General features: G+C 57.2%; 10 protein-coding genes and 4 tRNA genes. All 14 read left to right on the forward strand.

All coding sequences use genetic code 11. The features are described from left to right. Nucleotides 1-275: 275 nt before the first annotated feature. The 14 genes from birA (at nt 276) to rpoB (ending at nt 11,260) form a co-directional block, all read left to right on the forward strand. Nucleotides 276-1,235 (forward strand): bifunctional biotin--[acetyl-CoA-carboxylase] ligase/biotin operon repressor BirA, encoded by a 960-nt coding sequence (gene birA / locus AC07VG_RS22435; RefSeq protein WP_495021893.1) that lies wholly within the window; start codon nt 276-278, stop codon nt 1,233-1,235. Between the two features lie 101 nt (nt 1,236-1,336). Then, nucleotides 1,337-1,783 (forward strand): SPOR domain-containing protein, encoded by a 447-nt coding sequence (locus AC07VG_RS22440; RefSeq protein WP_495003072.1) that lies wholly within the window; start codon nt 1,337-1,339, stop codon nt 1,781-1,783. Between the two features lie 142 nt (nt 1,784-1,925). Continuing rightward, nucleotides 1,926-2,010 (forward strand) — tRNA-Tyr (locus AC07VG_RS22445). Between the two features lie 25 nt (nt 2,011-2,035). Beyond that, nucleotides 2,036-2,109, forward strand: a tRNA-Gly gene (locus tag AC07VG_RS22450). Nucleotides 2,110-2,135: 26 nt separating this feature from the next. Beyond that, nucleotides 2,136-2,211, forward strand: a tRNA-Thr gene (locus AC07VG_RS22455). 85 nt (nt 2,212-2,296) lie between these two features. Further along, nucleotides 2,297-3,490, forward strand: coding sequence for an elongation factor Tu (gene tuf, locus AC07VG_RS22460; RefSeq protein ID WP_495021894.1), 1,194 nt, complete (start codon nt 2,297-2,299; stop codon nt 3,488-3,490). Nucleotides 3,491-3,544: 54 nt separating this feature from the next. After that, nucleotides 3,545-3,620 (forward strand) — tRNA-Trp (locus AC07VG_RS22465). 45 nt (nt 3,621-3,665) lie between these two features. After that, a complete protein-coding gene (secE, locus tag AC07VG_RS22470) occupies nt 3,666-4,034 on the forward strand; it encodes a preprotein translocase subunit SecE (RefSeq protein WP_100944346.1) in 369 nt (122 codons plus the stop codon). Between the two features lie 9 nt (nt 4,035-4,043). Continuing rightward, on the forward strand, nt 4,044-4,577 hold the full coding sequence (gene nusG / locus AC07VG_RS22475; RefSeq protein WP_003186097.1) for a transcription termination/antitermination protein NusG: 534 nt from the start codon (nt 4,044-4,046) through the stop codon (nt 4,575-4,577). 117 nt (nt 4,578-4,694) lie between these two features. Then, entirely contained in the window at nt 4,695-5,126 is a 432-nt protein-coding gene (gene rplK, locus AC07VG_RS22480) for a 50S ribosomal protein L11 (RefSeq protein ID WP_003176435.1), read from the forward strand. Beyond that, nucleotides 5,126-5,821, forward strand: coding sequence for a 50S ribosomal protein L1 (gene rplA, locus AC07VG_RS22485; RefSeq protein WP_218227233.1), 696 nt, complete (start codon nt 5,126-5,128; stop codon nt 5,819-5,821). Before rplK ends, rplA begins: the two co-directional genes overlap by 1 nt. Nucleotides 5,822-6,020: 199 nt before the next feature. Beyond that, on the forward strand, nt 6,021-6,521 hold the full coding sequence (gene rplJ, locus AC07VG_RS22490) for a 50S ribosomal protein L10 (protein ID WP_177095582.1): 501 nt from the start codon (nt 6,021-6,023) through the stop codon (nt 6,519-6,521). A 78-nt stretch (nt 6,522-6,599) separates the two neighbouring features. Beyond that, nucleotides 6,600-6,965 carry a 50S ribosomal protein L7/L12 gene (gene rplL / locus AC07VG_RS22495; protein WP_495003074.1) on the forward strand — a complete coding sequence of 122 codons (366 nt, stop codon included), beginning with the start codon at nt 6,600-6,602 and terminating at the stop codon, nt 6,963-6,965. A 221-nt stretch (nt 6,966-7,186) separates the two neighbouring features. Continuing rightward, complete coding sequence (gene rpoB, locus AC07VG_RS22500) at nt 7,187-11,260, forward strand: DNA-directed RNA polymerase subunit beta (protein ID WP_495003075.1); 4,074 nt, start codon at nt 7,187-7,189, stop codon at nt 11,258-11,260.

Genomic DNA, 11,260 nt, shown 5'->3' on the forward strand with positions numbered 1-11,260 from the left:
CCTATCTGCGTATGCAGGTAGGGGTTTTGTTTTTGTGCTGCGCAAATGTCCGGCGCCAGGTCCGGCCTCCTGTGGCGGCTGTTCGATCGTCATCGCCAGCAAGCTGGCTCCTACAGGGGGCGGGTGTTCCAGCGCAGGGATGGCGTCGTGCCCGGTCTTTGTAGGGGCTGGCTTGCCGGCGATGGCGGCCGCATGGGCGCTGCAAGGCTCAAGGGTCATATGCAAGCTCTCGGCGCATGGCTATCATGCCTGCCTCATTGTGAGTCGAGACCTGCATGCTGACGTTGTTGAAACTCCTCAAAGATGGTCGATTCCACTCCGGGCAAGCGCTGGGGGCGGCGTTGGGCGTCAGCCGTAGCGCTGTCTGGAAACAGCTCCAGCAACTGGAGGCGGAATTCGGGCTGGTTATCCATAAAGTCCGTGGTCGAGGTTATCAACTCGCCAGTCCATTGGTGTTGCTGAGTGAGCTGGAGATAGCCGCGGCACAACCCTCGGTCTCCTGGCCGGTGCATGTCTACGACACCATCGACTCAACCAATGCCGAGGCGCTGCGCCTGGTGGAGAAAGGTGTTGTTGCACCTTTCATCGTGGTGGCCGAGCGGCAAACCGCGGGGCGAGGGCGTAGGGGGCGGCCGTGGGTCAGCCCGTTCGCGGAAAATATCTATTACAGTCTGTTGCTCAGGATCGAAGGCGGCATGCGCCAGCTGGAAGGCCTGAGCCTGGTGGTCGGCCTGGCCGTTTTAAGCGCATTGCGTGAGCTCGGTATCGCCGGGGCGGGGCTGAAGTGGCCAAATGACGTGCTGGTCGACAACAAGAAGATCGCCGGCATTCTGCTGGAGCTGGTCGGCGACCCCGCGGATGTCTGTCACGTCGTTCTGGGTGTCGGGATCAACGTCAATATGCAGGTTGCCGAACAGGTGGATCAGTTGTGGACATCGGCTCGCCTGGAAGCGGGGCGCTCGATCGATCGCAATCAACTGATCGCCAGCCTCGGGGAAAAGTTGCGCTTTTACCTGGAGTGGCATCAGTCCTCAGGTTTTGCCGCGATCCAGGCCGAGTGGGAGCAGAATCATCTCTGGCAAGGGCGCAAGGTTGCCCTGGTTGCCGGGGTGAACCAGGTCGAAGGGATCGTGCTGGGCATCGATCAGCAGGGCGCCCTGCGTCTGCAGGTGGATGGCGTGGAAAAGGTTTTCAGTGGTGGCGAACTCAGTCTGCGCTTGCGTGATGATGCCTGAGTTCGAAGTCGCTAGCGGTTTTCGCAAGGGTTGGGCGCATTGGCTGCCCGCCCTGGTATTGGTTGGCTTGGCGGTGGCGTGTCCGCTCGATTGAGGTTCCTATGCGTTGGTTGTTTCTGTTGCTGCTGGTGCTCAATGGTGTCTATTACGTCTGGCACCAGCAGGAAGCGCCCTTGAGGGCCAAGGAAGTCGCCCCTCTTTCGCTGTATCGCAGCGCTCACCAGGATATCCAGTTGCTGAGCGAGTCGGATGGCGCCGGCGGGCGTCGCGCAGTCTCCGCGGCGCCGGAGCGCGAGGGTGATTGTGTCTATCTGGGCGCCGTGACTCGCCAGGATCTGGCGCAGACCATCGCCCAGCGCCTTCAGGGCAGCAATATCAAGGCGCGGGTCGGGCAGGTCAATCTGCCGGATTCAGCGGGCTACTGGGTACGCATCGCACCTGAAAGCCAGCATTTGCTGGACGATGCCCTGCTGCAGAGCCTTGCTAAAGAATTCAATGAGTTAAAACATAAAATAATGCCGTGCGAAGGCATTGCAACTGTCGAATAGTTTGAATAGAATGGCGCCCGCTTCGCAGTGAACACCTCTTGAGGGACTGGCTACGAAGCGTGTCAACGCAGCTAACCTCATAATTTAAATGAGAAAAATGCTTGACAGAAGGTCGACATGATGTAGAATGTCGGCTCGCTTAGGAGGGGTTCCCGAGCGGCCAAAGGGATCAGACTGTAAATCTGACGTCTACGACTTCGAAGGTTCGAATCCTTCCCCCTCCACCATATTTAAGCGTGAGCTGCAAGCTCCGCGGGTATAGTTTAGTGGTAGAACCTCAGCCTTCCAAGCTGATGATGCGGGTTCGATTCCCGCTACCCGCTCCAAGTTTGCTGTTTGTGCACCGTGTTTTGCTCTTGTAGCTCAGTTGGTAGAGCACACCCTTGGTAAGGGTGAGGTCAGCGGTTCAAATCCGCTCAAGAGCTCCATAATAACAAGGCAGATATGCAAATATCTGCCTTTGTTTTAATGGCTGATGCAGCTTGCTTAATTCTTCTCCTGAGGGTGATTTCGATGGCTAAGGAAAAGTTCGAACGTAATAAGCCGCACGTCAATGTGGGTACCATTGGTCACGTCGACCACGGTAAGACCACCCTGACCGCCGCTCTGACCCGGGTTTGTTCCGAAGTGTTCGGTTCGGCCAAGGTTGAGTTCGATAAAATCGACAGCGCCCCGGAAGAAAAAGCTCGCGGTATCACCATTAACACCGCTCACGTTGAATACGACTCGGCCGTGCGTCACTACGCACACGTTGACTGCCCAGGTCACGCCGACTACGTAAAAAACATGATCACCGGTGCTGCGCAGATGGATGGCGCGATTCTGGTTTGTTCGGCCGCTGATGGTCCGATGCCGCAAACCCGTGAGCACATTCTGTTGTCCCGCCAGGTTGGCGTTCCGTATATCGTGGTTTTCCTGAACAAGGCTGACCTGGTAGACGACGCTGAGCTGCTGGAGCTGGTTGAGATGGAGGTGCGCGATCTGCTGAGCACTTACGATTTCCCGGGTGACGACACTCCAATCATTATCGGTTCTGCCCGTATGGCGCTGGAAGGTAATGACGAAAACGGCATGGGTACTTCGGCTGTCAAGAAGCTCGTAGAGACTCTGGATAGCTATATCCCTCAGCCGGAGCGCGCAATCGACAAGCCGTTCCTGATGCCGATCGAAGACGTATTCTCGATCTCGGGTCGCGGCACTGTTGTAACTGGTCGTATCGAGCGCGGTATTGTTCGAGTTCAAGATCCACTGGAGATCGTTGGGTTGCGTGACACTGCTGTCACCACCTGCACCGGTGTTGAAATGTTTCGTAAGCTGCTCGACGAAGGTCGTGCAGGTGAAAACTGCGGCGTCTTGCTGCGCGGCACCAAGCGTGATGACGTCGAGCGTGGCCAGGTGCTGGTCAAGCCGGGTTCGGTCAAGCCGCACACCAAGTTCACCGCAGAAGTTTACGTTCTGAGCAAGGAAGAAGGCGGTCGTCATACGCCGTTCTTCAAAGGCTATCGTCCGCAGTTCTACTTCCGTACGACTGATGTGACTGGTAACTGCGAGCTGCCGGAAGGCGTCGAAATGGTAATGCCAGGTGACAACATTCAGATGACTGTCACTCTGATCAAGACCATTGCGATGGAAGATGGCCTGCGTTTCGCTATCCGTGAGGGCGGTCGTACCGTCGGCGCGGGTGTGGTAGCGAAAGTAATCGAATAAGTAGTTGAAATGCCTCTCTCAGGTCGACATAATGGTCGGCCTGATTCAAGTTTTAGGTCAGTAGCTCAATTGGCAGAGCGACGGTCTCCAAAACCGTAGGTTGGGGGTTCGATTCCCTCCTGACCTGCCAGATTCACTCGGTGTGTCTGGCTTTCTTTTCACAGGATTCTCTTAGATGACCTCCAACGCTGAAGCCCAAGGCTCTCGCTTCGATCTTCTCAAGTGGCTCGTAGTAGTCGCTTTGGTGGTGATTGGTGTTGTTGGCAACCAGTATTATCATGGTTCGCCGATCCTGTACCGCGTACTGGCTCTGCTTGTCATCGCTGCCGTAGCTGCCTTTGTAGGCCTGCAGACCGCGAAAGGCAAGTCGTTCTTCGTGCTGGCAAAGGAAGCTCGTACCGAGATTCGTAAAGTCGTATGGCCGACTCGCCAAGAAACCACGCAGACCACGTTGATCGTGGTGGCTGTTGTTCTGGTAATGGCGTTGCTGTTGTGGGGGCTTGATTCCCTGCTCGGCTGGCTTGTTTCCTCGATTGTAGGCTAAGGGTGTCCCGTGGCTAAGCGTTGGTACGTTGTGCATGCTTACTCGGGTTACGAGAAGCATGTGATGCGCTCGTTGGTCGAGCGTGTAAAGCTGGCAGGCATGGAAGATGGCTTCGGCGAAATTCTGGTCCCTACTGAAGAAGTAGTGGAGATGCGTAACGGCCAGAAGCGCAAGAGCGAGCGTAAGTTCTTCCCTGGCTATGTGCTGGTACAGATGGACATGAACGAGGGGACTTGGCACTTGGTCAAGGACACGCCTCGGGTGATGGGTTTCATCGGCGGTACCGCCGACAAGCCTGCGCCGATCACCGACAAAGAAGCAGAAGCGATTCTGCGTCGTGTCGCTGATGGTAGCGACAAGCCGAAGCCGAAGACGCTGTTCGAGCCGGGCGAAGTCGTACGTGTTACCGATGGTCCGTTCGCTGATTTCAACGGCACCGTCGAAGAGGTCAACTACGAAAAGAGCCGCATCCAGGTGGCTGTGCTCATTTTCGGACGCTCTACTCCGGTAGAGCTGGAGTTCAGTCAGGTCGAAAAGGTCTAGCTGAACAAGCATCCCAACCCCACAGTCCAAGGCTGTGGGGTTTTGTCGTCACTGGGATAAACGCGCAAGTAACCGGGGAGCCTTTCGAGGCGTTAGAACCCGTAATTGGAGTGCCTCATGGCCAAGAAGATTACCGCTTACATCAAGCTGCAAGTGAAGGCCGCTCAGGCCAACCCTAGCCCACCCGTCGGTCCAGCTCTGGGTCAGCACGGCGTGAACATCATGGAGTTCTGCAAGGCCTTCAACGCCCGTACCCAGGGTCTTGAGCCAGGTCTGCCGACGCCTGTGATCATCACTGTTTACAGTGACCGCAGCTTCACTTTCGAAACCAAGTCCACCCCGGCTTCGGTTCTGCTGAAAAAGGCCGCTGGCCTGACCAGCGGTTCCGCTCGTCCGAACACCGTTAAGGTTGGCACCGTGACCCGTGCTCAGCTGGAAGAAATCGCGAAAACCAAAAACGCGGATCTGACTGCAGCTGATATGGATGCAGCCGTGCGTACCATCGCCGGTTCTGCTCGTAGCATGGGCCTTAACGTGGAGGGTGTGTAATGGCTAAGCTGACCAAGCGCCAAAAGGCTATCGCCGGCAAAATCGAAGCAGGCAAGGCCTACAACTTTGTAGAAGCCGCTGCTCTGCTGTCCGAGCTGTCGACTGTCAAGTTCAGCGAGTCCTTCGACGTTGCTGTAAACCTGGGCGTTGACCCACGTAAATCCGACCAGGTCGTACGTAGCGCTACTGTGCTGCCACACGGCACTGGCAAGACCGTTCGCGTTGCTGTGTTCACCCAGGGCCCGGCTGCTGAAGCCGCTCTGGCTGCCGGCGCCGATCGCGTTGGTATGGACGACCTGGCTGCCGAAATGAAAGGCGGCGACCTGAACTATGACGTCGTTATTGCTTCTCCGGACGCAATGCGTGTTGTAGGTCAACTGGGTCAGATCCTCGGTCCACGTGGTCTGATGCCTAACCCGAAAGTCGGCACCGTAACCCCAGACGTAGCCACCGCGGTTAAAAACGCCAAGGCTGGTCAGGTTCGTTATCGCACCGACAAAAACGGTATTATCCACACCTCCGTTGGCAAGGTCGGCTTCGACGCCGTCAAGCTGAAGGAAAACGTTGAAGCCCTGATCGCTGACCTGAAGCGTATCAAACCAGCTTCCTCGAAAGGTATCTACGTCAAGCGCGTAACCCTGAGCACCACCATGGGTCCAGGCCTGGTCATCGACCAAGGTTCGCTGGAAGCGTAAGACGCGATGGGTGCAAGCGATTGCACTCATCGAAAAAAATTGGGGTCCCTGCCTGGCGGGGGCTATCCAAGACCGTAGGCGGCGCAAGTCTTAAACCTCAAGCCTACGCAGATGGTGCTCCCGGTTCCTTACCGAATCAGACACCAAAACGACATCCGGCCTCGGCCAGATGAAACGGTAACAAGCAGGAGTTAAACCCGTGGCAATTAAACTCGAAGACAAGAAGGCCATCGTCGCTGAAGTCAACGAGGCTGCCAAAGTCGCTCTGTCCGCTGTCGTGGCTGATGCCCGTGGCGTAACAGTAGGCGCGATGACCGGACTCCGTAAAGAGGCCCGCGAAGCTGGCGTATACGTACGTGTCGTACGTAATACCCTGCTCAAGCGCGCTGTTGAAGGCACCGAGTACTCGGTCCTCAACGACGTGTTCAAAGGCCCGACCCTGATTGCTTTCTCCAAGGAACACCCGGGCGCTGCTGCTCGTCTGTTCAAAGAGTTCGCAAAGGGTCAGGACAAGTTCGAGATCAAGGCAGCTGCGTTCGAGGGCAAGTTCCTCGCAGCCAATCAGATCGACGTACTGGCAACCTTGCCGACCCGTGACGAAGCAATCTCCCAGCTGATGAGCGTGATTCAAGGCGCTACCAGCAAGTTGGCTCGTACTCTGGCGGCTATTCGCGACCAGAAAGAAGCCGTTGCAGCCTAAGGCTGAGCACTTCTTTTCGCGTATTTTTGTTTATTTCGATGGTCGCGTAGGCCGTCCCCCAATTCAGGAAATACAGTAATGTCTATCTCCCAAGAAGATATCCTCAACGCCGTAGCTGAAATGTCGGTTCTGCAGGTTGTTGAGCTGATCAAAGCTTTCGAAGAAAAATTCGGTGTTACCGCTGCTGCTGCTTCGGCAGGTCCTGCTGCTGCTGCCGCTGTTGTTGAAGAGCAAACCGAATTCAACGTCATCTTGCTGGAAGCTGGCGAGAAGAAAGTTAACGTGATCAAGGCAGTACGTGAACTGACCGGTCTGGGCCTGAAAGAAGCCAAGGCTGTAGTTGACGGCGCTCCTGGCCTGGTTCTGGAAGCTGTTGCCAAAGACGCAGCTGACAAAGCCAAAGCAACACTGGAAGAAGCAGGCGCTAAAGTCGAGCTGAAGTAAGCTCTGACTTTGCGTCTCCAGCCCGAGCGTTAAGCGACAGGCTGATGGCTGGTGGCTCTTGCCACCGGCCTTTTTCCGTTACTGGCGGCCGACTCGGTCGGTGCCTCTGACGTGCTTCAACCACCCGATGCGGTGGCGCAAACCATGGGGTTTGCACGATTTTCTGGCTGCTCCCGTCGGGGAGGGGCCAAACAAGCAGGTGACCAAGCTGGGGAACGCTGATGGCTTACTCATATACTGAGAAAAAACGTATCCGCAAGGACTTTAGCAAGTTGCCGGACGTCATGGATGTGCCGTACCTCCTGGCCATCCAGCTGGATTCGTATCGTGAATTCTTGCAGGCGGGAGCGACTAAAGATCAGTTCCGCGACGTGGGCCTGCATGCGGCCTTCAAATCCGTTTTCCCGATCATCAGCTACTCCGGCAATGCTGCGCTGGAGTACGTCGGTTATCGCCTGGGCGAACCGGCATTTGATGTCAAAGAATGCGTATTGCGCGGTGTGACTTACGCCGTACCTTTGCGGGTAAAAGTGCGCCTGATCATTTTCGACAAAGAATCGTCGAACAAAGCGATCAAGGACATCAAAGAGCAAGAAGTCTACATGGGTGAAATCCCCCTGATGACCGAGAACGGTACCTTCGTTATCAACGGTACCGAGCGTGTGATCGTTTCCCAGCTGCACCGTTCGCCGGGCGTGTTCTTCGACCACGACCGCGGCAAGACGCACAGCTCCGGCAAACTGCTGTACTCGGCGCGGATCATTCCTTACCGCGGCTCGTGGTTGGACTTCGAGTTCGACCCGAAAGACTGCGTCTTCGTGCGTATCGACCGTCGTCGCAAGCTGCCGGCTTCCGTGCTGCTGCGCGCTCTGGGCTACGCTACCGAAGAAGTGCTGGACGCGTTCTACACCACCAACGTTTTCCACGTGAAGGGCGAAACCCTGAACCTGGAACTGGTGCCTCAGCGTCTGCGCGGTGAAATCGCCGTCCTCGATATTCTCGATGACAAAGGCAAGGTGATTGTCGAGCAGGGTCGTCGTATTACCGCTCGTCACATCAACCAGCTGGAAAAAGCCGCGATCAAAGAGCTGGAAGTGCCGCTGGACTACGTCCTGGGCCGCACCACCGCCAAGGTCATCGTGCACCCGGCTACCGGCGAAATCCTGGCTGAATGCAACACCGAGCTGAACTCCGAGATCCTGGCGAAAATCGCCAAGGCCCAGGTCGTTCGCATCGAGACCTTGTACACCAACGACATCGACTGCGGTCCGTTCATCTCCGACACGCTGAAGATCGACTCCACCAGCAACCAACTGGAAGCGCTGGTCGAGATCTATCGCATGATGCGTCCTGGTGAGCCACCGACCAAGGATGCCGCCGAGACCCTGTTCAACAACCTGTTCTTCAGCCCTGAGCGCTATGACCTGTCTGCGGTCGGCCGGATGAAGTTCAACCGTCGTATCGGTCGTACCGAGATCGAAGGTTCGGGCGTACTGAACAAGGACGATATCGTCGCGGTCCTCAAGACCCTGGTCGACATTCGTAACGGCAAAGGCATCGTCGACGACATCGACCACCTGGGTAACCGTCGTGTTCGCTGCGTCGGCGAAATGGCCGAGAACCAGTTCCGTGTTGGCCTGGTACGCGTTGAGCGTGCGGTCAAGGAACGTCTGTCGATGGCGGAAAGCGAAGGCTTGATGCCGCAAGACCTGATCAACGCCAAGCCAGTGGCTGCGGCGGTGAAAGAGTTCTTCGGTTCCAGCCAGCTGTCGCAGTTCATGGACCAGAACAACCCGCTGTCCGAGATCACCCACAAGCGCCGTGTCTCCGCACTCGGCCCTGGTGGTCTGACCCGTGAACGCGCCGGCTTCGAAGTCCGTGACGTACACCCGACGCACTACGGTCGTGTTTGCCCGATCGAAACGCCGGAAGGTCCGAACATCGGTCTGATCAACTCCCTGGCCGCCTATGCGCGCACCAACCAGTACGGCTTCCTGGAAAGCCCGTACCGTGTGGTGAAAGACGCCCTGGTCACCGACGAGATCGTGTTCCTGTCCGCCATTGAAGAGGCCGATCACGTGATCGCCCAGGCTTCGGCGACCATGAACGAGCAGAAGGTGCTGATCGACGAGCTGGTTGCCGTGCGTCACCTGAACGAGTTCACCGTCAAGGCGCCGGAAGACGTCACCTTGATGGACGTTTCGCCGAAGCAGGTTGTCTCGGTGGCGGCGTCGCTGATCCCGTTCCTCGAGCACGACGACGCCAACCGTGCGTTGATGGGTTCCAACATGCAGCGTCAGGCTGTACCGACCCTGCGTGCCGACAAGCCGCTGGTAGGTACCGGCATGGAGCGCAACGTTGCCCGTGACTCCGGCGTTTGCGTCGTGGCTCGTCGTGGCGGCGTGATCGACTCCGTCGATGCCAGCCGTATCGTGGTGCGTGTTGCCGATGACGAAGTTGAAACTGGCGAAGCCGGTGTCGACATCTACAACCTGACCAAGTACACCCGCTCGAACCAGAACACCTGCATCAACCAGCGTCCGCTGGTGCGTAAGGGTGATCGCGTTCAGCGCAGCGACATCATGGCCGACGGCCCGTCCACCGACATGGGTGAACTGGCGCTGGGTCAGAACATGCGCATCGCCTTCATGGCATGGAACGGCTTCAACTTCGAAGACTCCATCTGCCTGTCGGAACGTGTTGTTCAGGAAGACCGTTTCACCACGATCCACATCCAGGAACTGACCTGTGTGGCCCGTGACACCAAGCTTGGGCCAGAGGAAATCACTGCGGACATCCCGAACGTGGGTGAAGCCGCACTGAACAAGCTGGACGAAGCCGGTATCGTCTACGTCGGTGCCGAAGTCGGCCCGGGCGACATCCTGGTCGGCAAGGTCACTCCGAAAGGCGAGACCCAACTGACGCCGGAAGAAAAACTGCTGCGTGCGATCTTCGGTGAGAAGGCCAGCGACGTCAAAGACACCTCCCTGCGTGTACCAACCGGTACCAAGGGCACCGTTATCGACGTTCAGGTCTTCACCCGTGATGGCGTCGAGCGCGACACCCGTGCACTGTCCATCGAGAAGAGCCAGCTCGACGAGATCCGCAAGGACCTCAACGAAGAGTTCCGCATCGTTGAAGGCGCGACCTTCGAACGCCTGCGTTCTGCGCTGGTTGGCCACAAGGCCGAAGGCGGCGCTGGCCTGAAGAAAGGCCAGGAAATCACCGACGAAGTGCTCGACGGTCTGGAGCATGGGCAGTGGTTCAAACTGCGCATGACTGAAGATGCGCTGAACGAGCAGCTCGAGAAGGCCCAGGCCTACATCGTTGATCGCCGCCGTCTGCTGGACGACAAGTTCGAAGACAAGAAGCGCAAGCTGCAGCAAGGCGATGACCTGGCTCCGGGCGTACTGAAGATCGTCAAGGTCTACCTGGCAATCCGTCGTCGCATCCAGCCGGGCGACAAGATGGCCGGTCGTCACGGTAACAAGGGTGTGGTCTCCGTGATCATGCCGGTTGAAGACATGCCGCACGATGCCTATGGCACCCCGGTCGACGTCGTCCTCAACCCGCTGGGCGTACCTTCGCGTATGAACGTCGGTCAGATCCTCGAAACTCACCTGGGCCTGGCGGCCAAAGGTCTGGGCGAGAAGATCAACCGCATGATCGAGGAGCAACGCAAGGTCGCTGACCTGCGCAAGTTCCTGCACGAGATCTACAACGAAATCGGCGGTCGCAACGAGGACCTGGACAGCTTCACCGACCAGGAAATCCTCGACTTGGCGCACAACCTCAAGGCTGGTGTGCCAATGGCCACCCCAGTGTTCGACGGTGCCAAGGAAGTTGAAATCAAGGCCATGCTGAAACTGGCAGACCTGCCGGAAAGCGGCCAGATGCAACTGTTCGATGGTCGTACCGGCAACAAGTTCGAGCGTCCGGTTACCGTTGGCTACATGTACATGCTGAAGCTGAACCACTTGGTAGACGACAAGATGCACGCTCGTTCTACCGGTTCGTACAGCCTGGTTACCCAGCAGCCGCTGGGTGGTAAGGCGCAGTTCGGTGGTCAGCGTTTCGGGGAGATGGAGGTCTGGGCACTGGAAGCATACGGTGCCGCATACACTCTGCAAGAAATGCTCACAGTGAAGTCGGACGATGTGAACGGTCGGACCAAGATGTACAAAAACATCGTGGACGGCGATCACCGTATGGAGCCGGGCATGCCCGAGTCCTTCAACGTGTTGATCAAGGAAATTCGTTCCCTCGGCATCGATATCGATCTGGAAACCGAATAA

This window comes from Pseudomonas sp. GW821-FHT03C07, assembly GCF_059420925.1.

Bases quoted from the DNA above. Each gene is read 5' to 3' on its own strand.
- birA (WP_495021893.1), top strand. From the start codon at position 276: ATGCTGACGTTGTTGAAACTCCTCAAAGATGGTCGATTCCACTCCGGG.
- AC07VG_RS22440 (WP_495003072.1), top strand. From the start codon at position 1,337: ATGCGTTGGTTGTTTCTGTTGCTGCTGGTGCTCAATGGTGTCTATTAC.
- tuf (WP_495021894.1), top strand. From the start codon at position 2,297: ATGGCTAAGGAAAAGTTCGAACGTAATAAGCCGCACGTCAATGTGGGT.
- secE (WP_100944346.1), top strand. From the start codon at position 3,666: ATGACCTCCAACGCTGAAGCCCAAGGCTCTCGCTTCGATCTTCTCAAG.
- rplK (WP_003176435.1), top strand. From the start codon at position 4,695: ATGGCCAAGAAGATTACCGCTTACATCAAGCTGCAAGTGAAGGCCGCT.
- rplA (WP_218227233.1), top strand. From the start codon at position 5,126: ATGGCTAAGCTGACCAAGCGCCAAAAGGCTATCGCCGGCAAAATCGAA.
- rplL (WP_495003074.1), top strand. From the start codon at position 6,600: ATGTCTATCTCCCAAGAAGATATCCTCAACGCCGTAGCTGAAATGTCG.
- rpoB (WP_495003075.1), top strand. From the start codon at position 7,187: ATGGCTTACTCATATACTGAGAAAAAACGTATCCGCAAGGACTTTAGC.